24 protein-coding genes, 5 tRNA genes and 1 pseudogene are annotated in these 26127 nt (G+C 52.2%); 26 read left to right on the forward strand and 4 right to left on the reverse strand.

What is annotated here, in order from left to right:
- Window positions 1-80: 80 nt before the first annotated feature.
- Window positions 81-1364, reverse strand: a complete 1284-nt coding sequence (locus tag I6L74_RS14425) for a citrate synthase (RefSeq protein WP_059178627.1) — start codon at window positions 1362-1364, stop codon at window positions 81-83.
- 327 nt (window positions 1365-1691) lie between these two features.
- A pseudogene (locus I6L74_RS21705) lies at window positions 1692-1754 on the reverse strand (hypothetical protein); the annotation flags it as partial.
- Between the two features lie 491 nt (window positions 1755-2245).
- Here I6L74_RS21705 and sdhC point away from each other — a divergent pair.
- The 26 genes from sdhC to pnuC all read left to right on the forward strand — a co-directional run bounded on the left by sdhC (window position 2246) and on the right by pnuC (window position 24568).
- Entirely contained in the window at window positions 2246-2650 is a 405-nt protein-coding gene (gene sdhC / locus I6L74_RS14430) for a succinate dehydrogenase cytochrome b556 subunit (protein WP_041689345.1), read from the forward strand.
- Window positions 2644-2991: a succinate dehydrogenase membrane anchor subunit gene (sdhD, locus tag I6L74_RS14435; RefSeq protein WP_012016623.1), complete on the forward strand. Its 348-nt coding sequence runs from the start codon at window positions 2644-2646 to the stop codon at window positions 2989-2991. The genes sdhC and sdhD overlap by 7 nt, the downstream gene beginning before the upstream one ends.
- Entirely contained in the window at window positions 2991-4757 is a 1767-nt protein-coding gene (sdhA, locus tag I6L74_RS14440) for a succinate dehydrogenase flavoprotein subunit (protein WP_059178626.1), read from the forward strand. The genes sdhD and sdhA overlap by 1 nt, the downstream gene beginning before the upstream one ends.
- Before the next feature lie 15 nt (window positions 4758-4772).
- Window positions 4773-5489 (forward strand): succinate dehydrogenase iron-sulfur subunit SdhB, encoded by a 717-nt coding sequence (gene sdhB, locus I6L74_RS14445; protein WP_059178625.1) that lies wholly within the window; start codon window positions 4773-4775, stop codon window positions 5487-5489.
- 340 nt (window positions 5490-5829) lie between these two features.
- On the forward strand, window positions 5830-8637 hold the full coding sequence (sucA, locus tag I6L74_RS14450) for a 2-oxoglutarate dehydrogenase E1 component (protein WP_059178624.1): 2808 nt from the start codon (window positions 5830-5832) through the stop codon (window positions 8635-8637).
- A gap of 14 nt (window positions 8638-8651) precedes the next feature.
- Entirely contained in the window at window positions 8652-9881 is a 1230-nt protein-coding gene (gene odhB / locus I6L74_RS14455) for a 2-oxoglutarate dehydrogenase complex dihydrolipoyllysine-residue succinyltransferase (RefSeq protein ID WP_059178623.1), read from the forward strand.
- A gap of 86 nt (window positions 9882-9967) precedes the next feature.
- Window positions 9968-11134 (forward strand): ADP-forming succinate--CoA ligase subunit beta, encoded by a 1167-nt coding sequence (gene sucC, locus I6L74_RS14460; RefSeq protein WP_059178622.1) that lies wholly within the window; start codon window positions 9968-9970, stop codon window positions 11132-11134.
- On the forward strand, window positions 11134-12003 hold the full coding sequence (gene sucD, locus I6L74_RS14465; protein ID WP_012016629.1) for a succinate--CoA ligase subunit alpha: 870 nt from the start codon (window positions 11134-11136) through the stop codon (window positions 12001-12003). Before sucC ends, sucD begins: the two co-directional genes overlap by 1 nt.
- A gap of 731 nt (window positions 12004-12734) precedes the next feature.
- Window positions 12735-14303 (forward strand): cytochrome ubiquinol oxidase subunit I, encoded by a 1569-nt coding sequence (gene cydA / locus I6L74_RS14470; RefSeq protein WP_059178621.1) that lies wholly within the window; start codon window positions 12735-12737, stop codon window positions 14301-14303.
- Between the two features lie 15 nt (window positions 14304-14318).
- Window positions 14319-15458 carry a cytochrome d ubiquinol oxidase subunit II gene (gene cydB, locus I6L74_RS14475; protein ID WP_059178620.1) on the forward strand — a complete coding sequence of 380 codons (1140 nt, stop codon included), beginning with the start codon at window positions 14319-14321 and terminating at the stop codon, window positions 15456-15458.
- A 14-nt stretch (window positions 15459-15472) separates the two neighbouring features.
- Complete coding sequence (gene cydX, locus I6L74_RS14480) at window positions 15473-15586, forward strand: cytochrome bd-I oxidase subunit CydX (protein ID WP_059178619.1); 114 nt, start codon at window positions 15473-15475, stop codon at window positions 15584-15586.
- A complete protein-coding gene (gene ybgE, locus I6L74_RS14485) occupies window positions 15586-15879 on the forward strand; it encodes a cyd operon protein YbgE (RefSeq protein WP_096759511.1) in 294 nt (97 codons plus the stop codon). The genes cydX and ybgE overlap by 1 nt, the downstream gene beginning before the upstream one ends.
- Window positions 15880-16027: 148 nt before the next feature.
- On the forward strand, window positions 16028-16432 hold the full coding sequence (gene ybgC / locus I6L74_RS14490; protein WP_012016634.1) for a tol-pal system-associated acyl-CoA thioesterase: 405 nt from the start codon (window positions 16028-16030) through the stop codon (window positions 16430-16432).
- Window positions 16429-17121 carry a Tol-Pal system protein TolQ gene (gene tolQ / locus I6L74_RS14495; RefSeq protein WP_071818725.1) on the forward strand — a complete coding sequence of 231 codons (693 nt, stop codon included), beginning with the start codon at window positions 16429-16431 and terminating at the stop codon, window positions 17119-17121. The genes ybgC and tolQ overlap by 4 nt, the downstream gene beginning before the upstream one ends.
- 3 nt (window positions 17122-17124) lie before the next feature.
- Window positions 17125-17553 carry a colicin uptake protein TolR gene (gene tolR, locus I6L74_RS14500; protein WP_059178618.1) on the forward strand — a complete coding sequence of 143 codons (429 nt, stop codon included), beginning with the start codon at window positions 17125-17127 and terminating at the stop codon, window positions 17551-17553.
- 28 nt (window positions 17554-17581) lie between these two features.
- Window positions 17582-18850 (forward strand): cell envelope integrity protein TolA, encoded by a 1269-nt coding sequence (gene tolA / locus I6L74_RS14505; protein ID WP_059178617.1) that lies wholly within the window; start codon window positions 17582-17584, stop codon window positions 18848-18850.
- Between the two features lie 131 nt (window positions 18851-18981).
- Window positions 18982-20274, forward strand: coding sequence for a Tol-Pal system beta propeller repeat protein TolB (gene tolB / locus I6L74_RS14510; protein ID WP_059178616.1), 1293 nt, complete (start codon window positions 18982-18984; stop codon window positions 20272-20274).
- A 35-nt stretch (window positions 20275-20309) separates the two neighbouring features.
- Window positions 20310-20831 carry a peptidoglycan-associated lipoprotein Pal gene (gene pal / locus I6L74_RS14515; RefSeq protein WP_012016639.1) on the forward strand — a complete coding sequence of 174 codons (522 nt, stop codon included), beginning with the start codon at window positions 20310-20312 and terminating at the stop codon, window positions 20829-20831.
- 9 nt (window positions 20832-20840) lie between these two features.
- On the forward strand, window positions 20841-21635 hold the full coding sequence (cpoB, locus tag I6L74_RS14520) for a cell division protein CpoB (RefSeq protein WP_059178615.1): 795 nt from the start codon (window positions 20841-20843) through the stop codon (window positions 21633-21635).
- 161 nt (window positions 21636-21796) lie between these two features.
- Window positions 21797-21872 (forward strand) — tRNA-Lys (locus I6L74_RS14525).
- 122 nt (window positions 21873-21994) lie between these two features.
- Window positions 21995-22070: transfer RNA gene (locus I6L74_RS14530), tRNA-Val, on the forward strand.
- 3 nt (window positions 22071-22073) lie between these two features.
- Window positions 22074-22149, forward strand: a tRNA-Lys gene (locus I6L74_RS14535).
- A gap of 140 nt (window positions 22150-22289) precedes the next feature.
- Window positions 22290-22365, forward strand: a tRNA-Lys gene (locus I6L74_RS14540).
- Window positions 22366-22395: 30 nt separating this feature from the next.
- A tRNA-Lys gene (locus tag I6L74_RS14545) sits at window positions 22396-22471 on the forward strand.
- A gap of 297 nt (window positions 22472-22768) precedes the next feature.
- Window positions 22769-23812, forward strand: a complete 1044-nt coding sequence (gene nadA, locus I6L74_RS14550) for a quinolinate synthase NadA (RefSeq protein ID WP_059178744.1) — start codon at window positions 22769-22771, stop codon at window positions 23810-23812.
- Window positions 23813-23848: 36 nt separating this feature from the next.
- On the forward strand, window positions 23849-24568 hold the full coding sequence (pnuC, locus tag I6L74_RS14555; protein ID WP_059178614.1) for a nicotinamide riboside transporter PnuC: 720 nt from the start codon (window positions 23849-23851) through the stop codon (window positions 24566-24568).
- Here pnuC and zitB read toward each other — a convergent pair.
- Together zitB and I6L74_RS14565 are read right to left on the reverse strand one after the other, a co-directional pair.
- Window positions 24565-25503: a CDF family zinc transporter ZitB gene (gene zitB, locus I6L74_RS14560; RefSeq protein ID WP_059178613.1), complete on the reverse strand. Its 939-nt coding sequence runs from the start codon at window positions 25501-25503 to the stop codon at window positions 24565-24567. The genes pnuC and zitB overlap by 4 nt on opposite strands.
- Window positions 25504-25621: 118 nt before the next feature.
- The gene (locus tag I6L74_RS14565) at window positions 25622-26020 is read right to left on the reverse strand and encodes a YbgS-like family protein (protein WP_059178612.1); all 399 of its coding nucleotides are present in this window, start codon (window positions 26018-26020) and stop codon (window positions 25622-25624) included.
- Window positions 26021-26127 lie beyond the last annotated feature (107 nt).

Genomic DNA, 26127 nt, shown 5'->3' on the forward strand with positions numbered 1-26127 from the left:
GGCAGAAGACTGGGGTGAGGGCATCTGATCGCACAAATAAAAAACGCGCCAGTCGGCGCGTTTTTAACAGACAAATCGAATTATTGCTTGATGTCTGATTTGAAATCACGCTGCTCGTAGCCTGTGTACAGCTGACGAGGACGGGCGATTTTCATGCCGTCGGTGTGCATTTCGTTCCAGTGTGCAATCCAGCCCACGGTACGCGCCATGGCAAAGATCACGGTGAACATGGTAGACGGAATGCCCATCGCTTTCAGAATAATGCCAGAGTAGAAATCGACGTTCGGGTACAGTTTTTTCTCGATGAAATACGGGTCGTTCAGCGCGATGTGTTCCAGCTCCATCGCCACTTCCAGCAGATCATCTTTCGTACCCAGCTCTTTCAGCACTTCGTGGCAGGTTTCACGCATAACGGTCGCGCGCGGGTCGTAGTTTTTGTAAACACGGTGACCGAAGCCCATCAGGCGGAAGGAGTCATTTTTGTCTTTCGCACGACGCACGAATTCAGGAATGTGCTCAACAGAGCTGATCTCTTCCAGCATCTTCAGTGCCGCTTCGTTCGCGCCACCGTGCGCCGGTCCCCACAGAGAGGCGATACCGGCTGCGATACAGGCGAATGGGTTTGCGCCTGAAGAGCCAGCGGTACGAACGGTGGAGGTCGATGCGTTTTGTTCGTGGTCGGCGTGCAGGATCAGAATACGGTCCATCGCGCGCTCAAGCACCGGATTAACCTCGTAAGGTTCGCACGGCGTGGAGAACATCATGTTCAGGAAGTTGCCTGAATAGGAGAGGTCGTTACGCGGATAAACAAAAGGCTGACCGATAGAATATTTGTAACACATCGCCGCCATGGTTGGCATTTTGGACAGCAGGCGGAACGCTGCGATGTCACGATGGCGTTGGTTATTGACGTCCAGCGAGTCGTGGTAGAACGCCGCCAGCGCACCGGTAATACCGCACATCACAGCCATCGGGTGAGAATCACGACGGAAGGCGTGGAACAGACGGGTGATCTGCTCATGAATCATGGTGTGGCGGGTGACGGTCGTCTGGAATTCATCGAACTGCGCCTGCGTTGGTTTTTCACCGTTCAGCAGGATATAGCACACTTCCAGATAGTTGGATTCGGTGGCTAATTGATCGATGGGGAAGCCGCGGTGGAGCAGGATACCTTCGTCACCGTCGATGAAGGTGATTTTGGATTCGCAAGATGCGGTAGAAGTGAAACCAGGATCAAAGGTAAACACCCCTTTTGAGCCCAAAGTACGAATATCAATAACATCCTGACCGAGCGTGCCTTTTAGCACATCCAGTTCAATAGCAGTGTCACCATTTAGGGTGAGCGTTGCCTTTGTATCAGCCATTTACGGTCTCCTTAGCGCCTTATGCTTAAGACCACGAAACACTCAGTCCTTCAAGCCAGCTCTGCGTTGGCTGCGCCCTCGAACCCGGGTCACATAGTTATCTATGCTGTCTGGGATTCTCTGGCTTGCCGCCTTGATCTAGCTCGAATGCCTGCGTGTTTAATACGGATTCGCTTTCAGCTGTTAATCACCGTTACCAGTTTGTTATTTGGCTTGCCGCTCAGCTCGCGAGGAGAAACCAGGGTACAGAGCTATGGCGCCTTGCAGGTAAACGAATGAAAAATCAGAGAAACAACAGCAAATCAGTGTCTTCGCAGTCCGAATTATTCAAACCTGTATACCACTAATAACTGTCCTGATAACTTCGGTCAATACCATCACACTGTTACATAACTAAATCTCAGGTGAAAGAGAGACCTCATAACTTTTGCGCATTATATGCCTTTTCCGCTGACGTTTGTAACAATATTGTTTAATCTTTGTCAAATCTGATGATTAAAATTTAAAATAATGTTGTTATCGTGACTGTGATCACTGTTCCGCATAAAACCCGACAAACTGTATGTAGGTTAATTGTAATGGTTTTGTGAACGACCTATACTGCCGCCAGGTCTCCGGAACACCCTGCAATCCCGAGCCACCCAGCGTTGTTACGTGTCGTTTTAGCATTTGGAAGCAATGTTTTACATGACGCGCAGTTATACAAAAAGGACGCTGTCTGACCCGCATCGCAGCCGGAGTAAGGAAATCCCATAGTCTTTCACGCTACAGGTGCGTTGGCTGCGCCCGCTCATCCCGGTTACATAGTTCACTATGATCTCGGGTTTCCCGGACTTGCCGCCCTCCTGTTACGCGAATTCAAAGGGAATAATAAGAACAGCATGTGGGCGTTATTCATGATAAGAAACGTGAAAAAACAAAGACCTGTCAATCTGGATCTGAAAACGATCCGGTTCCCTGTAACGGCAATAGCGTCCATTCTCCACCGTGCATCCGGTGTGATTACGTTTGTGGCGGTAGGCATTTTGCTGTGGTTACTGGGAACGAGCCTCTCTTCTCCTGAAGGATTCCTCCAGGCTTCGGCCATCATGAGCAGCTTCTTCGTGAAATTTATCATGTGGGGCATTTTGACCGCGCTGGCATTCCACGTTGTTGTGGGTGTTCGCCACATGCTGATGGACTTTGGTTATCTGGAAGAAACGTTCGAAGCAGGGAAACGCTCTGCCTATATTTCGTTTGCCATTACTGTCGTGTTTTCAATTCTCGCAGGAGTCCTCGTATGGTAAGCAACGCCTCCGCATTAGGACGCAACGGCGTACATGACTTTATTCTGGTCCGCGCTACCGCCATCGTCCTCACGCTTTACATCATCTACATGATCGGTTTCTTTGCGACCAGCGGCGAGCTGACGTGGGAAATCTGGAGCGGATTCTTCGGATCTGCCTTCACCAAAGTGTTCACCCTGCTGGCGCTGTTCTCAATCCTTATTCATGCCTGGATTGGCATGTGGCAGGTGTTGACCGATTACGTTAAACCGTTGGCGATTCGCCTGCCTCTGCAACTTGCTATCGTTGTTGCTCTGGTGGTTTACGTTATTTATGGATTTGTTGTGGTGTGGGGTGTGTGATGAAATTGCCAGTCAGAGAATTTGATGCTGTTGTGATTGGTGCGGGTGGCGCAGGTATGCGCGCAGCACTGCAAATTTCCCAGAGCGGCCAGACCTGTGCGCTGCTCTCAAAAGTTTTCCCAACCCGCTCGCATACGGTTTCGGCCCAGGGTGGCATCACCGTTGCGCTCGGTAATACCCATGAAGATAACTGGGAATGGCACATGTATGACACGGTGAAAGGCTCCGATTATATCGGTGACCAGGACGCCATTGAATATATGTGCAAGACCGGCCCGGAAGCGATTCTCGAGCTTGACCACATGGGCCTGCCATTCTCCCGTCTGGATGATGGCACTATTTATCAGCGTCCGTTTGGCGGCCAGTCGAAAAACTTCGGCGGCGAGCAGGCGGCACGTACCGCAGCAGCGGCTGACCGTACCGGTCACGCTTTGTTGCACACGCTGTATCAGCAGAACCTGAAAAACCACACCACTATTTTCTCCGAGTGGTATGCACTCGATCTGGTGAAAAATGAAGATGGCGCAGTGGTCGGGTGTACCGCGCTGTGCATTGAAACCGGTGAAGTGGTTTATTTCAAAGCGCGCGCAACGGTGCTGGCGACTGGCGGCGCAGGCCGTATTTATCAGTCCACCACGAACGCCCACATCAACACCGGTGACGGCGTTGGCATGGCGATCCGCGCGGGCGTCCCGGTGCAGGATATGGAGATGTGGCAGTTCCACCCGACCGGTATCGCCGGTGCTGGTGTGCTGGTCACCGAAGGCTGTCGTGGTGAAGGCGGTTACTTGCTGAACAAACACGGCGAGCGCTTCATGGAGCGTTACGCGCCAAATGCTAAAGATCTGGCGGGTCGTGACGTGGTGGCGCGTTCCATCATGATTGAAATCCGTGAAGGTCGCGGCTGCGACGGCCCATGGGGTCCGCATGCCAAACTGAAACTCGATCATCTGGGTAAAGAGGTTCTGGAATCCCGTCTGCCGGGTATCCTGGAATTGTCCCGTACCTTTGCTCACGTTGACCCGATCAAAGAGCCTATCCCGGTTATCCCAACCTGCCACTACATGATGGGCGGTATTCCGACCAAAGTGACCGGTCAGGCGTTGACCGTGAATGAGCAGGGCGAAGACGTGGTGATTCCTGGCCTGTTCGCTGTCGGCGAAATCGCCTGCGTATCGGTACACGGCGCTAACCGTCTGGGCGGTAACTCGTTGCTCGACCTGGTGGTATTCGGTCGCGCGGTGGGGATACACCTGCAAGAGTCGATTGCCGAACAGGGTGACCTGCGTGAGGCGACTGAGGCGAATATTGATGCTTCCCTTGAGCGCCTGAACCGCTGGAACGGCAACCGTGACGGTGAAGATCCGGTCGAAATCCGCAAAGCGCTGCAGGAATGTATGCAGCACAACTTCTCGGTCTTCCGTGAAGGTGACGCGATGGCGAAAGGGCTTGAGCAGTTGAAAGCCATCCGCGAGCGTCTGAAAAATGCGCGTCTGGATGATACCTCCAGCGAGTTCAACACCCAGCGCGTTGAGTGTCTGGAGTTGGATAACCTGATGGAAACCGCCTACGCGACGGCTGTATCCGCAAACTTCCGTACTGAAAGTCGTGGCGCGCATAGCCGCTTTGACTATCCGGATCGTGATGATGCTAACTGGCTGTGCCATTCCCTGTATCTGCCAGAGTCGGAATCCATGACACGACGTGAAGTCAATATGGAACCGAAACTGCGTCCGGCGTTCCCGCCGAAGATTCGTACCTATTAATGCGGAGACAGGACAATGAAACTCGAATTCTCAGTTTATCGTTATAACCCGGATGTTGATGACGCTCCGCGTATGCAGGATTACGTTCTGGAAGCGGAAGAAGGTCGCGACATGATGCTGCTTGATGCCTTAATGCAGCTGAAAGAAAAAGATCCGACACTGTCATTTCGTCGTTCCTGCCGTGAAGGGGTGTGTGGCTCCGACGGTCTGAACATGAACGGCAAAAATGGTCTGGCCTGCATCACACCGATTTCAGCGTTGCAGCGTGCGGGACAGAAAATTGTTATCCGTCCTTTGCCTGGTCTGCCGGTCGTGCGCGATTTGGTGGTGGACATGGGGCAATTCTATGCACAATATGAGAAGATTAAGCCTTACTTGTTGAATAATGGGCAAAATCCACCGGCTCGCGAGCATTTACAGTCGCCAGAGCAGCGTGAAAAACTCGATGGTCTGTATGAGTGCATTCTGTGTGCATGTTGTTCGACCTCTTGTCCGTCATTCTGGTGGAATCCGGACAAATTTATCGGCCCTGCGGGTCTGCTGGCAGCGTATCGTTTCCTGATCGATAGCCGCGATACCGAGACCGATAGCCGCCTGGAAGGGTTAAGTGATGCTTTCAGCGTATTCCGCTGCCATAGCATTATGAACTGCGTCAGTGTATGTCCTAAGGGACTGAACCCGACGCGCGCCATCGGCCATATCAAGTCGATGCTGTTGCAGCGCAGTGCATAAGTAAGAAGAGGGGAGCGTTTTCCCCTCGCCTGACCCTCTCCGATGGGAGAGGGTATAAATGCAGGAAACCTCTAAAAACTGCCATAAATGGCATCTATAACCGAGATGTTCAGTGCGAAACAAGGCGCGGCTGAACGAATCCCAGGAGCATAGATAACTATGTGACTGGGAAGAGTGAGAGGCGCAACGCAGTTGCAGCCTGAACAACAACGGTTAGAGGGCGGTTTTTAAAGGTTCCTTCGCGGGTCATAAGAGCTCGCAGGTGAACCCCGGCACGTACACGAGGTGTGCGTGGTAGTTTCTACGGCGAAATAAGCATAAACATGCTTAAGGGATCACGATGCAGAACGGCGCAATGAAAGCCTGGCTGGACTCTTCTTTCCTCTCTGGTGCAAACCAAAGCTGGATTGAACAGCTCTATGAAGACTTCTTAACCGATCCTGACTCAGTGGACGCTAACTGGCGTTCCATGTTCCAGGAGTTACCTGGAACGGGAGTCAAACCGGATCAATTCCATTCCAAAACACGTGATTATTTCCGTCGTCTGGCGAAGGATGCCTCACGTTACTCCTCCTCGATCTCTGACCCTGATACCAATGTGAAGCAGGTTAAAGTCCTGCAGCTCATCAACGCTTATCGCTTCCGCGGTCACCAGCATGCGAACCTCGATCCGCTGGGACTGTGGCAGCAGGAACGTGTCTCGGATCTCGATCCGGCTTACCACGATCTGACCGAGGCCGATTTCCAGGAAACCTTTAACGTGGGCTCTTTTGCCAGCGGCAAAGACACGATGAAGTTGGGCGAGCTGCTTGACGCGCTCAAACAAACCTACTGCGGCTCTATCGGTGCGGAATACATGCACATCATGTCTACCGACGAAAAGCGCTGGATCCAGCAGCGTATTGAGTCGGTAGCCGGTCGTCCAAGCTTTAGCGCGGATGAGAAAAAACGCTTCCTGAATGAACTGACCGCAGCGGAAGGCCTTGAGCGTTACCTCGGTGCGAAATTCCCGGGTGCAAAACGCTTCTCTCTGGAAGGCGGCGATGCGTTAGTGCCGATGCTGAAAGAGCTGATCCGCCATGCGGGCAACAGCGGTACGCGCGAAGTGGTGCTGGGTATGGCGCACCGCGGTCGTTTGAACGTGCTGGTCAACGTGCTCGGTAAAAAACCGCAGGACCTGTTCGACGAATTTGCAGGCAAACATAAAGAACATCTCGGTACGGGCGATGTGAAGTACCACATGGGCTTCTCGTCTGATATTGAAACCGACGGCGGTCTGGTTCACCTGGCGCTGGCGTTTAACCCGTCGCACCTGGAGATCGTAAGCCCGGTGGTTATCGGCTCCGTGCGCGCGCGTCTGGACAGACTCGACGAGCCAAGCAGCAATAAAGTGCTGCCAATCACCATTCACGGTGATGCTGCGGTAACTGGCCAGGGCGTGGTTCAGGAAACCCTGAACATGTCTAAAGCGCGTGGTTACGAAGTGGGCGGTACGGTTCGCATCGTGATTAACAACCAGGTGGGCTTTACGACCTCTAACCCGCTGGATGCGCGTTCCAGCCCGTACTGTACCGATATCGGTAAAATGGTGCAGGCGCCAATCTTCCACGTCAATGCAGACGATCCGGAAGCTGTCGCATTCGTTACCCGTCTGGCGCTGGACTTCCGCAATACTTTCAAACGCGATGTGTTCATCGACCTGTTCTGTTATCGCCGTCATGGTCATAACGAAGCGGACGAGCCGAGTGCAACCCAGCCGCTGATGTATCAGAAAATCAAAAAGCATCCGACGCCGCGTAAAATTTACGCTGACAAACTGGAAGCTGAAAAAACCGCGACGCTTGAAGATGCCACCGAGCTGGTGAATCTTTACCGTGATGCGCTGGACGCGGGCGAATGTGTGGTGAAAGAGCTGCGTCCGATGAATATGCACTCCTTTACCTGGTCGCCGTACCTCAACCACGAATGGGATGAGAGCTACCCGAACAAGGTTGAAACCAAGCGTCTGCAAGAGCTGGCGAAGCGCATCAGCACCGTTCCTGAAGCCATTGAGATGCAGTCCCGCGTGCAGAAAATCTACGCCGACCGTCAGTCCATGGCGGCAGGTGAGAAGCTGTTCGACTGGGGCGGCGCAGAAAATCTGGCCTACGCCACGCTGGTAGATGAAGGCATTCCGGTTCGTCTGTCCGGTGAAGATGCGGGCCGTGGCACGTTCTTCCACCGTCACGCGGTGATTCACAACCAGACTAACGGTTCAACGTACACCCCGCTGCAGCATGTGCATAACGGTCAGGGCTCGTTCAGAGTCTGGGATTCCGTGCTGTCTGAAGAAGCGGTGCTGGCCTTTGAATACGGTTACGCCACTGCTGAGCCGCGCACGTTGACCATCTGGGAAGCGCAGTTTGGTGACTTTGCTAACGGTGCGCAGGTGGTTATCGACCAGTTCATCAGCTCCGGCGAGCAAAAATGGGGCCGTATGTGTGGCCTGGTGATGCTGCTGCCGCACGGCTACGAAGGGCAAGGTCCGGAACACTCCTCCGCGCGTCTGGAACGTTATCTGCAGCTCTGCGCCGAGCAGAATATGCAGGTTTGCGTGCCGTCAACGCCGGCGCAGGTTTACCACATGCTGCGCCGTCAGGCGCTGCGCGGTATGCGCCGTCCGCTGATTGTGATGTCGCCGAAATCTCTGCTGCGTCATCCGCTGGCGGTGTCTACGCTGGATGAACTGGCAAACGGTGCCTTCCAGCCTGCGATTGGCGAGATTGACGAGCTGGATCCACAGGCCGTGAAGCGTGTTGTGATGTGTTCTGGTAAGGTTTATTACGACCTGCTTGAGCAGCGTCGTAAAAACGATCAGAAAGATGTCGCCATCGTGCGCATCGAACAGCTTTATCCGTTCCCGCACCAGGCGGTGCAGGAAGCGCTGAAACCGTACGCACACGTACATGATTTTGTCTGGTGCCAGGAAGAGCCGCTTAACCAGGGCGCATGGTACTGCAGTCAGCATCATTTCCGTGATGTGATTCCATTTGGGTCTGGTCTGCGTTATGCAGGTCGCCCGGCCTCCGCTTCACCAGCGGTAGGGTATATGTCCGTTCACCAGAAGCAACAGCAAGATCTGGTCAATGACGCGCTGAACGTCGATTAATTAAAGGATACATAATGAGTAGCGTAGATATTCTTGTTCCCGACCTGCCTGAATCCGTGGCTGACGCAACGGTAGCGACCTGGCATAAAAAACCGGGCGATAGCGTTAAGCGCGATGAAGTGCTGGTAGAAATCGAAACTGACAAAGTGGTACTGGAAGTACCGGCATCGGCGGATGGCATTCTGGATGCAGTGCTGGAAGACGAAGGCACGACCGTGACCTCTCGCCAGATTCTGGGTCGCCTGCGCGAAGGCAATAGCGGTGGTAAAGAGTCCAGCGCCAAGTCTGAAAGCAAAGAGTCCACGCCGGCTCAGCGTCAGCAAGCCTCTCTGGAAGAGCAGAGCAACGATGCGCTTAGCCCAGCGATCCGTCGCCTGCTGAGTGAACATAACCTCGAAGCCAGCGCTATCAAAGGCACCGGTGTGGGTGGCCGTCTGACGCGTGAAGATGTTGAAAAACATCTGGCGAAAGCACCAGCCAAAGAAGAAGCCAAAGCCCCGGCGGCCGCGTCTGCGCCAGCTGCCGCACAGCCTGCTCTGGGTTCACGTAGCGAAAAACGCGTGCCGATGACGCGCCTGCGTAAGCGTGTGGCTGAGCGTCTGCTGGAAGCCAAAAACTCCACCGCGATGCTGACGACCTTCAACGAAGTCAACATGAAGCCGATCATGGATCTGCGCAAGCAGTACGGTGATGCGTTTGAAAAACGCCACGGTATCCGTCTGGGCTTTATGTCTTTCTATGTGAAAGCGGTTGTTGAAGCGCTGAAACGCTATCCGGAAGTCAACGCGTCTATCGACGGCGAAGACGTGGTATATCACAACTATTTCGATGTGAGCATGGCCGTTTCTACGCCACGCGGCCTGGTGACCCCGGTTCTGCGCGATGTGGATACGCTGGGCATGGCTGACATTGAGAAACGCATCAAAGAGCTGGCCTTGAAAGGCCGTGACGGCAAACTGACCGTTGAAGATCTGACCGGCGGTAACTTCACCATTACCAACGGCGGTGTATTCGGTTCACTGATGTCTACGCCAATCATCAACCCGCCGCAGAGCGCGATCCTGGGCATGCACGCCATTAAAGATCGTCCGATGGCGGTCGACGGTAAAGTAGAGATCCTGCCAATGATGTATCTGGCGCTCTCCTACGATCACCGTCTGATTGATGGCCGTGAGTCGGTTGGTTATCTGGTGGCGATTAAAGAGCTGCTGGAAGATCCAACGCGTCTTCTGCTGGACGTGTAGTTTTTGCAGTATTGCCCGGCAACACAGCGTTTGCCGGGCCTATAAAAAGCCTCACCTAACGATTACCTGAAGGATGGATAGAACACATGAACTTACATGAATATCAGGCCAAACAGCTGTTTGCCCGGTATGGCTTACCGGCTCCGGTGGGTTATGCTTGTAATACCCCACGCGAAGCAGAAGAAGCCGCATCTAAAATCGGTTCCGGCCCTTGGGTAGTTAAGTGTCAGGTTCACGCTGGCGGCCGCGGTAAAGCGGGCGGCGTGAAAGTGGTTAAGAGCAAAGAAGAGATTCGTGCTTTTGCTGAGCATTGGCTTGGCAAACGCCTGGTAACGTATCAAACAGATGCGGGCGGCCAGCCGGTCAACCAGATTCTGGTGGAAGCAGCGACTGATATCGCCAAAGAATTGTACCTCGGCGCAGTGGTAGACCGTAGCTCACGTCGCGTGGTGTTCATGGCGTCTACCGAAGGCGGCGTGGAAATCGAAAAAGTGGCGGAAGAAACGCCGCATCTGATCCACAAAGTGGCTATCGATCCGCTGGCAGGTCCAATGCCATATCAGGGTCGTGAGCTGGCGTTCAAACTGGGTCTGGAAGGCAAACTGGTTCAACAGTTCACCAAGATCTTCATGGGTCTGGCGAAGATTTTCCTCGAACGCGATCTGGCGCTGATCGAAATCAACCCGCTGGTTATTACCACGCAGGGCGATCTGATCTGCCTCGACGGCAAACTGGGCGCTGACGGTAACGCGTTGTTCCGCCAGTCTGACCTGCGCGAAATGCGCGATCAGTCTCAGGAAGACCCGCGTGAAGCGCAGGCTGCACAGTGGGAACTGAACTACGTGGCGCTGGATGGCAACATCGGCTGCATGGTTAACGGTGCGGGCCTGGCAATGGGCACCATGGACATCGTTAAACTGCACGGCGGCGAGCCGGCAAACTTCCTCGACGTGGGCGGTGGTGCGACCAAAGAGCGCGTGACCGAAGCGTTCAAAATCATTCTTTCTGACGACAAAGTGAAAGCCGTTCTGGTGAACATCTTCGGCGGTATTGTGCGTTGCGACCTGATCGCTGACGGCATTATCGGTGCGGTCGAAGAAGTGGGCGTGAACGTCCCGGTTGTGGTGCGTCTGGAAGGGAACAACGCTGAACTCGGCGCGAAAAAACTGGCTGACAGTGGCCTGAATATTATTGCAGCGAAAAGTCTGACGGATGCAGCTCAGCAGGTTGTTGCCGCCGTGGAGGGGAAATAATGTCCGTTTTGATTGATAAGAATACTAAAGTTATCTGCCAGGGCTTCACCGGTAGCCAGGGGACTTTCCACTCCGAACAAGCGATTGCTTACGGTACGCAGATGGTTGGCGGCGTAACGCCAGGCAAAGGCGGCACCACGCATCTGGGCCTGCCGGTGTTTAACACCGTTCGCGAAGCCGTAGAAGCGACGGGCGCGACTGCGACCGTTATCTACGTTCCGGCTCCGTTCTGCAAAGATTCCATTCTGGAAGCGATCGACGCAGGCATTAAGCTGATTATCACCATCACCGAAGGCATCCCAACGCTGGATATGCTGACCGTGAAGGTGAAACTGGATGAAGCGGGCGTGCGCATGATTGGCCCGAACTGCCCAGGTGTTATCACCCCAGGCGAATGCAAAATCGGCATCATGCCGGGTCACATTCATAAGCCGGGCAAAGTGGGTATCGTTTCTCGCTCCGGTACGCTGACCTACGAAGCGGTTAAGCAGACCACAGATTACGGTTTCGGCCAGTCCACCTGTGTGGGCATCGGCGGTGACCCGATCCCTGGCTCTAACTTCATCGATATCCTGAAGCTGTTCCAGGAAGATCCGCAGACTGAAGCGATCGTGATGATCGGTGAGATCGGCGGTAGCGCAGAAGAAGAAGCGGCTGCGTATATCAAAGATCATGTGACTAAACCTGTTGTAGGTTATATCGCGGGCGTGACTGCGCCGAAGGGCAAACGTATGGGTCACGCGGGCGCTATCATCGCGGGCGGTAAAGGCACGGCAGATGAGAAATTCGCTGCGCTGGAAGCGGCAGGCGTGAAAACGGTTCGCAGCCTGGCGGATATCGGCGACGCGCTGAAAGCTATCATTAAGTAAATCCTCTCTGCTCTCCGGAAGGGGAGCTTTGACATAATAAATGTCCGTTTCGACATGGTTGGCCGCTGAAGAGCGGCCTTTTTTATTGGTCGCGTCGCAATTTAGTGCCAATAAATTATGTTAATTAACAAGTTAAGAAAGGTGAATTATTTGTTATTAAATTTTGATAAGGGAAAAAGAGGAAAAAGTCACGTCGCGTCACTAATATGAAAAGTTGTTTGTTTTAAAAAAAAGGACAATTTACAGAGTTAATAAAAATCACTGCTGTTTATATGAATTCTCGCAATTGATAACCTAAGCACTCCTCAAGCATACATATGATTAACATGGTCTTTACCATGATCACCTGACTTAAACACCTTTAACATTAAGCAATGACTTTGATTTAAATCAATGTTTAATCCTTGGAAAAAAGCCGCAAAAGGCGTTAAATTGTCCCCGATCAAATTGGCTGAAAAGTGGTAAATTCGCTATATATTGATCACCGTCGTAAAACGTAAATCTGATTCAATAAAACCTGTTTATTGTAAGGGCTTTGCAGCGTATTATATTTACGGGATCAATTTGAGTTTTTAATTAACGTATTTGCAACCTTTCATCATGACTTTCTTCTTTCGATGAAGTGAGTGACGAAGTAAGGACGCAGATAATTTTGTATTGGGGCATGCGTGTGAACCGCTTTAGGGCGTGATTCACTCTCGGAGTCTTCATGCGATGAGCAAGGAGTCATGATGTTAGATATAGTCGAACTGTCGCGCTTACAGTTTGCCTTGACCGCGATGTACCACTTCCTGTTTGTGCCACTAACGCTCGGTATGGCGTTCTTGCTGGCCATTATGGAAACGGTCTACGTCCTCTCCGGCAAACAGATTTATAAAGATATGACCAAGTTCTGGGGCAAGTTGTTTGGTATCAACTTTGCGCTGGGCGTGGCAACCGGTTTGACCATGGAGTTCCAGTTCGGGACTAACTGGTCTTACTATTCTCACTATGTTGGGGATATCTTCGGTGCGCCGCTGGCCATTGAAGGTCTGATGGCCTTCTTCCTCGAATCCACCTTTGTAGGTCTGTTCTTCTTCGGTTGGGACCGTCTGGGCAAAGTCCAGCACATGGCCGTAACCTGGCTGGTGGCTCTGGGTTCGAACCTGTCCGCACTGTGGATTCTGGTGGCGAACGGCTGGATGCAGAACCCTATCGCGTCTGATTTCAACTTCGAAACCATGCGTATGGAGATGGTCAGCTTCTCTGAGCTGGTGTTGAACCCGGTCGCACAGGTGAAATTCGTTCACACCGTAGCATCTGGCTATGTGTGCGGCGCGATGTTCGTTCTGGGTATCAGTGCCTACTATATGCTGCGCGGTCGTGACTTCGCTTTCGCCAAACGTTCTTTCGCCATTGCGGCGAGTTTCGGCATGGCGGCAATCCTCTCCGTTATTGTTCTGGGTGATGAATCCGGTTACGAAATGGGCGACGTACAGAAAACCAAACTGGCCGCTATCGAAGCAGAATGGGAAACCCAGCCAGCTCCGGCAGCCTTTACCCTGTTTGGTATTCCTGATCAGGATGCGCAGGAAAACCGCTTTGCTATCCAGATTCCTTACGCGCTGGGCATCATCGCAACCCGTTCGGTCGATAAGCAGGTGACTGGCCTGAAAGATCTGCTGGTGCAGCATGAAGAGCGTATCCGTAACGGGATGAAGGCTTATGCGCTGCTCGAACAGCTGCGTTCTGGTTCTACCGATCAGTCTGTTCGTGACCAGTTTAATGATGTGAAAAAAGACCTGGGTTACGGCCTGCTGTTGAAACGTTATACACCAAACGTTTCCGATGCGACCGAAGCGCAGATCCAACTGGCAACCAAAGACTCGATTCCTCGCGTTGCACCGCTGTACTTCGCCTTCCGTATCATGGTGGGCAGCGGCATCATTATGTTGCTGATTATTGGTGCGTCGTTCTGGTCCGTGATTCGTAACCGTATCGGTCAGAAAAAATGGCTGCTGCGCTCCGCGCTGTATGGTATGCCGCTGCCGTGGATTGCTATCGAATCAGGCTGGTTTGTTGCGGAGTATGGCCGTCAGCCATGGGCGATTGGTGAGGTACTGCCAACGGCAGTGGCGAACTCATCCCTCACCGCAGGCGATCTGATCTTCTCAATGCTGCTGATTTGTGGTCTGTACACCCTGTTCCTGGTGGCCGAACTGTTCCTGATGTTCAAGTTCGCACGCCTTGGCCCAAGCAGCCTGAAAACCGGTCGCTATCACTACGAACAGTCCACTGTGGCTACTCAGCCGGCACGCTAAGACAGGAGTCGTGAAATGATCGATTATGAAGTATTGCGTTTTATCTGGTGGCTGCTGGTCGGTATTTTACTGATTGGTTTTGCGGTCACTGACGGTTTCGATATGGGGGTGGGCATGCTCACCCGTTTCCTCGGTCGTAATGACACCGAGCGTCGAATCATGATCAACTCCATCGCCCCACACTGGGACGGTAACCAGGTGTGGCTGATCACCGCGGGCGGCGCGCTGTTTGCTGCCTGGCCGATGGTCTATGCTGCAGCGTTCTCTGGCTTCTATGTGGCGATGATTCTGGTGTTGGCATCTTTGTTCTTCCGTCCGGTCGGTTTTGATTACCGCTCTAAGATTGAAGACACTCGCTGGCGCAACATGTGGGACTGGGGCATCTTCATCGGTAGCTTTGTGCCGCCGCTGGTGATTGGCGTGGCGTTCGGCAACCTGTTGCAGGGCGTACCGTTCCACCTCGACGAGTATATGCGTCTGTACTACACCGGTAACTTCTTCCAGTTGCTGAACCCGTTCGGCCTGCTGGCAGGCGTGGTCAGCGTGGGGATGATCATTACTCAGGGCGCAACCTATCTGCAGATGCGTACTGTGGGTGAGTTGCACCTGCGTTCACGTGCCACTGCACAGGTTGCTGCGCTGGTGACACTGGTTTGCTTCGCACTGGCTGGCGTTTGGGTTGTGTACGGTATTGATGGTTACGTGGTGACATCTGCCATTAATCATGCGGCACCGTCTAATCCGCTGACCAAAGAAGTGGCGCGCCAGGCGGGTGCATGGCTGGTTAACTTCAACACTATGCCAGCGCTGTGGGCTATCCCGGCTCTGGGTGTGTTGCTGCCGTTGCTGACCGTACTGATGTCTCGTCTGGAAAAAGGGGCGTGGGCATTCGTGTTCTCTTCACTGACGCTGGCATGCGTCATCCTGACTGCGGGTATTGCGATGTTCCCATTCGTGATGCCATCCAGCACGATGCTTAATGCAAGCCTGACCATGTGGGATGCGACATCCAGCCAGCTGACGCTGAACTTAATGACGTATGTTGCAGGCGTGTTTGTACCGATTATTCTGCTGTACACCTCGTGGTGTTACTGGAAAATGTTCGGTCGAATCACGAAAGAACATATCGAAAGCAACACCCACTCTATGTACTAAGTAAGGAGCTGAATATGTGGTATTTCGCATGGATTTTAGGGACGCTTCTTGCCTGTGCATTTGGTGTCATCACTGCCCTGGCGCTTGAACATGTTGAAGCGTCTAAAGCGGGCGAAGACAATCACTGATGATGAAAATTATCGCAATGCTTTATGCGGTAATGGACAAGCGCCCGTTAAGGGCGCTTTCCTTAGTGATGGCATTACTGCTGGCAGGCTGTATTTTCTGGGACCCTTCGCGCTTTGCAGCGAAAACAAGCGACCTGGAAATCTGGCATGGTTTACTCATTATGTGGGCGGTTTGCGCAGGCATCATTCACGGCGTGGGATTTCGTCCAAAAGCGATACACTGGCAGGGGATTTTCTGCCCGCTGATCGCAGATGTGGTACTCCTTGCAGGATTGATCTTTTTCTTCAACTGAGTAAGAACTGTCCGTTAATCTTATGGGCTTACCTGAGCCCATAAAAATTTACTCTCCGTTTACTTTCCCCCATTCCAAACCATCATTGCCGCGCGTATAGTAGCGAAGTTTGAAAGCTCCAACTTTTGTTGCATTACCGGGATGTAAAGTGAATACAACGCTGTTTCGATGGCCGGTTCGGGTCTATTACGAAGATACTGATGCCGGGGGTGTGGTTTACCACGCCAGCTACGTTGCTTTCTATGAACGAGCACGCACTGAGATGCTGCGCCATCATCATTTTAGTCAGCAGGTTTTGTTGGCTGAACGTGTTGCTTTCGTGGTACGCAAGATGACGCTGGAGTATTTTGCACCCGCCAGACTCGACGATATGCTCGAAGTCCAAACGGAAATAACATCTATGCGCGGAACCTCAATGGTTTTCACGCAACGGATCGTCAATGCAGAGAACACAGTGCTGAACGAAGCAGAAGTACTGATTGTTTGTGTTGATCCACTCATTATGAAGCCTCGTGCGCTTCCTAAGTCTATTGTCGCGGAGTTTAAGCAGTGACTGACATGAATATCCTTGATTTGTTCCTGAAGGCTAGCCTTCTGGTTAAACTTATCATGTTGATTTTGATTGGTTTTTCAATCGCATCCTGGGCCATCATCATTCAGAGAACCCGTATCCTCAACGCGGCCAGCCGTGAAGCTGAAGCCTTTGAAGATAAGTTCTGGTCTGGTATTGAGCTTTCTCGCTTGTATCAGGAAAGCCAAGGGCGTCGCGAAAATCTTTCAGGCTCCGAACAAATTTTTTATAGCGGTTTCAAAGAGTTCGCTCGTCTCCATCGTGCGAATAATCATGCACCGGAAGCCGTTGTCGAAGGCGCTTCGCGCGCGATGCGCATTTCCATGAACCGTGAGCTGGAAACGCTTGAAAACCATATTCCGTTCCTCGGCACTGTCGGTTCTATCAGCCCGTATATCGGCCTGTTTGGTACCGTGTGGGGGATTATGCATGCCTTTATCGCGCTGGGCGCGGTGAAGCAGGCAACGCTGCAAATGGTTGCACCGGGTATCGCAGAAGCACTGATCGCGACCGCAATTGGTCTGTTTGCCGCTATTCCTGCAGTTATGGCTTATAACCGACTGAACCAGCGCGTGAACAAACTTGAGTTGAACTACGACAACTTCATGGAAGAGTTCACTGCGATTCTGCACCGTCAGGCGTTTACCAGCACCGAGAGTAACAAGGGGTAAACCATGGCCAGATCGCGTGGACGAGGTCGTCGCGAACTCAAGTCCGAAATCAATATTGTACCGTTGCTGGACGTACTGCTGGTGTTGCTGCTGATTTTCATGGCGACTGCGCCCATTATCACCCAGAGCGTGGAAGTTGATCTGCCGGATGCAACAGAATCGCAGGCGGTCAGCTCCAATGACAATCCACCGGTGATCATTGAGGTTTCCGGCGTAGGGCAATACAGCGTAGTGGTCGAAAAAGATCGTATGGATCAGCTTCCACCAGAGCAGATTATTGCTGAAGCGCAACGTCGTCTCGAAGCCGATCCAAAAACGGTCTTCCTGATCGGCGGCGCGAAAGACGTGCCTTACGATGAAATAATTAAAGCGCTGAACTTGCTTCATAGCGCGGGTGTTAAGTCGGTTGGCTTGATGACGCAACCTATTTGATCATCTGCACAGTTTTTGGGAACCGATAGTGTCAAAGGCAACCGAACAAAACGACAAGCTTAAGCGAGCGATAATTATCTCGGCAGTGCTGCACGTCATTTTATTTGCAGCGCTGATCTGGAGTTCGTTCGATGAGCATATAGATGCAGCAGCTGGCGGTGGCGGTGGATCGTCCATCGACGCCGTCATGGTAGATCCTGGTGCGGTAGTGCAAAACTATAACCGTGAGCAACAGCAACAGGCGAGTGCGAAACGTGCTGAAGAGCAGCGTGACAAACAGGCGCAACAGCAAGCCGAAGAACTGCGTGAAAAGCAGGCGGCGGAGCAAGAGCGCCTGAAACAGCTCGAGAAAGAACGTTTGCAAGCGCAAGAAGCGGCAAAAGAGCAGGCGGATCAGCAAAAACAAGCTGAAGACGCGGCGAAGAAAGCACAACAGCAGCAGAAGCAAGCTGAAGAGGCGGCCGCCAAAGCCGCAGCGGATGCAAAAGTGAAAGCAGATGCTCAGGCAAAAGTAGCCGCTGACGCAGCGAAGAAAGCTGCCGCCGATGCGCAAAAACAAGCCGAAGCGGAAGCCGCTAAAAAAGCAGCTGCTGATGCTCAGAAAAAAGCTGAGGCAGAAGCGGCTAAGAAAGCGGCTGCCGATGCTCAGAAGAAAGCAGAAGCCGAAGCGGCCAAGAAGGCAGCTCAGGAAGCCGAGAAAAAAGCCACTGCTGATGCGGCTAAGAAAGCTGCAGCAGCAGAGAAAGCCGCCGCAGAAAAAGCGGCTGCTGCTGAGAAGGCTGCCGCCGATAAAAAAGCGGCTGCTGCAGAAAAAGCTGCCGCAGATAAGAAAGCGGCTGCCGATAAAGCAGCTGCAGCCAAAGCCGCCGCAGCCAAAAAAGCCGCGGCAGATAAAGCCTCTGCGTCAGATGTTGACGACCTTTTCGGTGATTTAAGCTCAGGTAAGAATGCACCGAAAACGGGCGGTGGGGCGAAAGGAAACAATGCGTCACCAGCAGGAAGTGGTAACACTAAGAATAACGGTGCTTCTGGCGCTGAAATCAGTGGTTATGCCGGGCAGATAAAATCTGCTATTGAAAGTCGATTTTATGATGCCTCATCTTACGCCGGTAAAACGTGTACTTTGCGTATAAAACTGGCGCCAGATGGTATGTTGCTCGATATTCAGTCCGAAGGGGGCGATCCAGCCTTGTGTACAGCAGCTCTTGCTGCAGCGCGCCAGGCGAAAATGCCAAAACCACCTTCGCAGGCGGTTTACGAAGTCTTTAAAAATGCACCACTGGACTTCAAACCTTAAGTCATTTTTTCTGTGCAAAGTTGAAAAAATAGGCCAGGTTTAGTCGCAGGGTGTCGGTAGTTTTGTTTATTTGAGTTTGTTAACATTCTGCTAATTATCGTGGGTAATGTTACTCAGATAAGGGAGATATAATGAAGCAGGCATTACGTGTAGCTGTGAGTTTCTTTATGCTGTGGGCAGCTGTGCTGCACGCAGAAGTACGTATTGAGATCACCCAAGGGGTGGACTCGGCACGTCCGATTGGTGTTGTTCCGTTCCAGTGGGCGGGCCCTGGCGCTGCGCCGGAAGACGTTGGTGGTATTGTTTCCGCTGACCTTCGAAACAGCGGCAAATTCAATCCATTGGATCGTTCTCGTCTGCCACAACAGCCGGGCACGGCTCAGGAAGTTCAACCTGCCGCCTGGTCTGCGCTGGGTATTGATGCTGTGGTTGTGGGTCAGGTGACTCCGAATCCAGACGGTGGCTATACCGTAGCCTATCAGTTGGTTGATACCGGTGGTGCGCCAGGTACAGTGTTGGCTCAGAACACTTATAAAGTGAACAAGCAATGGCTGCGCTATGCGGGTCACACTGCAAGTGATGAAGTGTTCGAGAAACTGACCGGTATTAAAGGCGCTTTCCGTACTCGTATCGCTTATGTGGTTCAGACCAACGGCGGTCAATTCCCGTACGAGCTTCGCGTTTCTGACTACGACGGTTACAACCAGTTCACTGTGCATCGCTCTCCGCAACCGCTGATGTCACCGGCCTGGACTCCAGACGGTTCTAAACTGGCGTACGTGACTTTCGAAAGTGGACGCTCCGCACTGGTTATCCAGACGCTGTCCAATGGCGCTGTCCGTCAGGTTGCTTCGTTCCCGCGTCACAACGGTGCTCCAGCATTCTCTCCGGACGGCTCCAAGCTGGCGTTTGCCTTGTCTAAAACAGGCAGCCTGAATCTTTATGTCATGGACGTGGGTTCTGGTCAGATTCGTCAGGTGACCGATGGTCGCAGCAACAACACTGAGCCAACCTGGTTCCCGGACAGCCAGAATCTGGCGTTTACGTCTGACCAGGCAGGTCGTCCACAGGTTTACAAAGTTAACGTCAATGGCGGTACACCGCAGCGCATTACCTGGGAAGGTTCACAGAACCAGGACGCTGATGTCAGCAGTGACGGTAAAACGATGGTAATGGTGAGTTCAGCTGGTGGTCAGCAGCACATTGCCAAACAAGATCTGGTGACGGGAGGCGTACAAGTATTGTCGTCAACGTTCCTGGACGAAACGCCAAGTCTGGCACCTAACGGCACGATGGTAATCTACAGCTCTTCTCAGGGGATGGGATCCGTGTTGAATCTGGTTTCTACAGATGGGCGTTTCAAAGCGCGTCTTCCGGCAACTGATGGACAGGTAAAATCACCTGCCTGGTCGCCGTATCTCTAAATAATAATTAATTGATTACTAAAGGAATCTTAGAAATGCAACTGAACAAAGTGCTGAAGGGGCTGATGATCGCTCTGCCTGTAATGGCAATCGCAGCGTGTTCTTCTAACAAGAATGCAAGCAACGACCAGAGCGGCGAAGGCATGATGGGCGCTGGTACTGGTATGGACGCTAACGGTAGCGGCAACATGTCTTCTGAAGAACAAGCTCGTCTTCAGATGCAACAGCTGCAGCAGAACAACATCGTTTACTTCGATCTGGATAAATTCGATATCCGTTCTGACTTCGCTGCGATGCTGGATGCACACGCTAACTTCCTGCGTAGCAACCCATCTTACAAAGTCACCGTAGAAGGTCATGCTGACGAACGTGGTACTCCAGAGTACAACATCTCCCTGGGTGAACGTCGTGCTAACGCCGTTAAAATGTACCTGCAGGGTAAAGGCGTTTCTGCTGACCAGATCTCCATCGTTTCTTACGGTAAAGAAAAACCTGCAGTACTGGGTCACGACGAAGCGGCTTACTCCAAAAACCGTCGTGCTGTACTGGTTTACTAAGAGAATTGCATGAGCAGTAACTTCAGACATCACTTGTTGAGTCTGTCGTTACTGATTGGTATAGCGGCCCCCTGGGCCGCTTTTGCTCAGGCGCCAATCAGTAGTGTCGGCTCAGGCTCGGTCGAAGACCGCGTCACCCAACTCGAGCGTATTTCTAATGCTCACAGTCAGCTTTTAACCCAACTTCAGCAGCAACTTTCTGATAACCAAAATGATATTGATTCTCTTCGTGGGCAGATCCAGGAAAGTCAGTATCAGCTAAATCAGGTTGTCGAACGACAGAAGCAGATTTTGTTGCAGATGGATAGCCTCAGCAGCGGTGCTGCGGGTGCGCAACCTGCTGCTGGAGATCAAACAGGCGCTGCGACAGCAACGCCTGCACCGTCAACAGATGCGTCGGCCTCCGCAGGCGCTCCTGTACAAAGCGGTGACGCGAATACTGACTACAATGCAGCGATTGCCCTGGTTCAGGACAAATCTCGTCAGGACGATGCCATCGCGGCGTTTCAAAGCTTCGTGAAGAAATACCCTGATTCGACTTACCAGCCAAATGCAAATTACTGGCTCGGTCAGCTGAATTACAACAAAGGGAAAAAGGATGATGCGGCGTTTTATTTTGCCTCTGTGGTAAAAAATTACCCCAAATCACCTAAAGCATCTGATGCAATGTTTAAGGTCGGCGTGATCATGCAGGACAAAGGCGATACTGCAAAAGCGAAGGCTGTGTTTCAGCAGGTGGTTAGTAAGTACCCAGGCACTGAAGGCGCTAAACAAGCGCAAAAACGTCTTGGTTCGATGGGATGAGTATCGCATGACCAGAAATCGCGTTTTTTCTGGTCGTGCCGCCTGATTCGTAAGCAGTTAAGTGATCTTCATCGAAATTTTTGTTGCGCTCAATTCTTAAATCAGTAATATATGCCGCCGTTGCCAAGGGATATCAAACACCCTAAAAGCAGCAAAATAGTGGGTCGTTAGCTCAGTTGGTAGAGCAGTTGACTTTTAATCAATTGGTCGCAGGTTCGAATCCTGCACGACCCACCAATCGTTCTGGTGGAACACGATAGTAAAACGTAAAGGGTAACGTTGCATCAGCAACGGCACGTAGGGCAAGGCGAAGCCGAGTCATCCTGAACGAGCCACTACTAAAAATTACAGCAGTACAAGGGTGATTAGCTCAGTTGGTAGAGCACCTCCTTTACACGGAGGGGGTCGGCGGTTCGAGCCCGTCATCACCCACCATTTGGGTCGTTAGCTCAGTTGGTAGAGCAGTTGACTTTTAATCAATTGGTCGCAGGTTCGAATCCTGCACGACCCACCAATTTAACATCTGACTAAGATGTTAGACGTGAAGGATAACGTTGCGAAAGCAATGGCCCGAAGGGCGAGGCCAAGCCGAGTCATCCAGCACGACCCACCAATTTATATTGGTAAAAAGTAAAATTCAGGCAGCACCCGAATGGGTCGTTAGCTCAGTTGGTAGAGCAGTTGACTTTTAATCAATTGGTCGCAGGTTCGAATCCTGCACGACCCACCAGCCTGAATAAAGAGAAGTAAATCCCGAAAGGGGTCGTTAGCTCAGTTGGTAGAGCAGTTGACTTTTAATCAATTGGTCGCAGGTTCGAATCCTGCACGACCCACCAATGTAAAAAAGCGCCCTAAAGGCGCTTTTTTGCTATCTGCGCTTTGAAAGATTCGAACCTACAGCAGGTTCGAGCCGAACGCAGTGATCCTCTGGTGACGGCCCGGAGAGTGGACAAAGCCGAGTCATCCTTCACAACCCGCCAATGCAAAAAGGCATCTATTTGCTTTTCAATTCCTGTGACTTTTCACCTCAAATTCGCTATCTTGTTTAGTATATAAAACATGATCGCTGACCCTTTTGCTAAGTTCCTTGGAAATAACGCAAAACGGTTAAGCCAGCAAAACGAGATGCAATGATGAGCGTGATGTTTGATCCAGAGGCCGCAATCTATCCTTTTCCGCCTAAACCTGTGCCGTTAAATCTGGACGAAAAACAGTTTTACCGCGAAAAAATCAAACGTTTGCTAAAAGAACGTAACGCCGTGATGGTGGCGCATTATTACACCGATCCTGAAATTCAACAGCTGGCTGAAGAGACGGGCGGATGTATTTCTGACTCTCTTGAGATGGCGCGTTTTGGGGCAAAACATTCTGCGTCAACGCTTCTGGTGGCTGGCGTTCGCTTTATGGGCGAGACGGCGAAAATTCTGAGTCCTGAAAAAACTATTTTGATGCCGACGCTGAATGCGGAATGCTCCCTTGATCTAGGGTGCCCTATCGAAGAGTTCAGCGCATTTTGCGATGCGCATCCTGACCGAACTGTCGTGGTCTATGCAAATACTTCCGCCGCGGTCAAAGCCCGTGCTGACTGGGTTGTCACCTCCAGTATTGCCGTCGAGCTGATTGAACATCTTGATAGCCTGGGCCAGAAGATCATTTGGGCGCCAGATAAACATCTGGGAAACTATGTGCAAAAGCAAACGGGCGCAGACGTGCTTTGCTGGCAGGGCGCCTGTATCGTCCATGACGAGTTTAAAACCCAGGCACTGGCACGCATGAAGGCGCTGTATCCCGAAGCCGCCATTCTGGTTCATCCAGAGTCACCCCAGTCGATTGTCGACATGGCGGATGCCGTGGGTTCTACCAGCCAACTGATCAACGCGGCAAAAACGTTACCGCAGCAGAAGCTTATCGTCGCCACCGATCGCGGTATTTTTTATAAGATGCAGCAAGCGGTGCCGGAAAAAGAGCTGTTTGAAGCTCCTACTGCCGGGGAAGGGGCAACTTGTCGCAGCTGTGCGCATTGTCCCTGGATGGCGATGAACGGGCTTAAAGCGATTGCCGACGGCCTGGAGTCTGGCGGCGCGGCACACGAAATCCATGTTGATGCAGCTTTGCGTGAAGGCGCATTACTTCCGCTTAACCGCATGCTGGAATTTGCGGCTACACTACGTTCTTGATTTAAGACAACGCGTTATACGCGCTCAGGGGAAGAGATGGATTTTTTTAGCACGCAGAACATTCTGGTTCATATCCCGATCGGGACGGGGGGCTACGATCTGTCATGGATTGAAGCTGTCGGCACTATCGCGGGCCTGCTCTGTATCTGGTTAGCGAGTCTGGAGAAGATCAGTAACTATGCGTTCGGCCTGGTTAACGTGACGCTCTTTGCGATTATTTTTTTCCAGATTCAGCTCTATGCCAGTCTTTTGCTGCAGCTGTTTTTCTTTGCCGCCAATATTTACGGCTGGTACGCATGGTCCCGGCAAAACAGCCAGCAGGAGGCAGAACTGCAAATTCGCTGGCTGCCCCTGCCTAAGGCCATCGCCTGGCTTGCGGCATGCGTCGTCGCCATCGGTCTGATGACGGTCTACATCAACCCGGTATTTGGTTATCTTACGCGCATTGCCGTCTCGGTAATGAGCAGCCTTGGACTCAACGTAACAATGCCTGAGCTGCAGCCTGACGCCTTCCCGTTCTGGGACTCCTGCATGATGGTGCTTTCCATTGCAGCGATGATTTTGATGACGCGAAAATACGTCGAAAACTGGCTGCTGTGGGTCATCATCAATGTGATAAGCGTGGTGATCTTTGCATTGCAGGGTGTTTACGCGATGTCGCTGGAATATATGCTTCTCACGTTTATTGCCCTCAACGGCAGCCGGATGTGGATTAACAGCGCGCGCCAGCGTGGCTCACGCGCGCTTTCCCGTTAATGATGGTGATGATGTGAATGATCGGGCTGCGTCTCATTGAGGTGGCAGTCCGGTCCATTACAGGGCTGATACTCCATTTGAATGGTGACGTGTGAAATAGTGTAGTGATGTTCGAGAAAGTGCTGAATGCGCCCCAGCAAGGCATCATGGTCATGGGGAGGAACAACCTGAACGTGCAGCGTCATGACAGGTTTCTCGCCCACCTGCCAGACGTGAACGTGGTGAACATCACGCACTTCCGGGATGGAGCGAGACAGATTGCGTTTCAGCGCAGGAATATCCATCGAAACCGGCGCACCTTCCAGCAGTTCATTCACGCTCTCCCGCAACAAACCCCAGGCGCTACGTAAGACCAGACAGGACACCAGCACCGACAAAATCGGGTCAACGGGTGTCCAGCCGGTATAGATAATCACCAGCGCCGCCACAATGGCACCCACCGACCCGAGCAAATCGCCCAGGACATGCAGCGCCGCTGCGCGCACGTTAAGGTTCTTCTCCCCACTGCCACGATGCAAAATCCAGAATGCGGCGATATTGGCCAGTAATCCTGCAACGGCAATCATCATCATCGTCATTCCAGCGATAGGTTGCGGATGGCGAAAACGCTGGAAAGCTTCCCACACAATCAAAATCGTTATGACGACCAGCGCGATAGCATTGACGAAAGCCGCGAGCGTCGTGAGCCTAAGCCAGCCGAAAGTATGGCGCGTATTGGGCGGGCGACGGGAAAAGTGTACTGCGATGAGGGCGAAAAGCAGCGCGGCGGCGTCGGTGAGCATATGGCCCGCGTCGGCCAGCAAAGCCAGCGAGCCAGAGATCAGCCCGCCAATCACCTCGACCACCATAAAGGTCGCAGTAATGCCAAACGCGAGCATTAAGCGCTTAGCGTTGTCGTCCCGCGGCGAATCCGAGTGAGAATGTGCATGCGCCATGAAAATGTCCTGATGAGTGAGTATTTTACAGATTGATTTTTTAGCATTTTGCACAAAAAAGAAAGGAGAGCTTCAGCTCTCCTTTTATCTTCAGGGGAAATATTCGTGACGTAACCCGTTATTGGGTTGTACCGTCCGTTTTGGTGTCTACTTCGCTGTTGTCACCGCTGCCGGTTTCCACTTTTTTGTTCATATCAGGGCATTTACCGTCTTTACACATTGAGTTTTTGTGCACTTCGTCTTTGGTCATGCCGTCATGGTTCATCGTGCCTGAATCGGTAACGTTCGGATGCAGCATCGTTCCGCTGCTGTTACCGCTACCTGTATTGATATTATTGTTATCAACATTATTAGGAGCAACGTTCTGTTTAGCATCCGGTGCAACCTGGCCCGCGCTGGCTGCAGCGTTGGCCTGTCCATTGTTATCAGAACTCGATGCATCGGCTGCCAGTGCGGCGCCGCTTGCCATTGTCAGCGTTGCTGTCAGGAAAAGAGTTGCCAGTTTAGTCATTTTCATCGTGATGCTCCTGTTCTGGTTGTTATTTGCTGGATAACGTCGTCCAACAGTGCACAGGCGAAAGAGGGTTTCGCTCAGTGGTGAAAGATTCTGATTTCTGGCGTTAT

This window comes from Lelliottia amnigena, from assembly GCF_019047465.1.
Classification (GTDB): Bacteria; Pseudomonadota; Gammaproteobacteria; order Enterobacterales; family Enterobacteriaceae; genus Enterobacter; species Enterobacter amnigenus.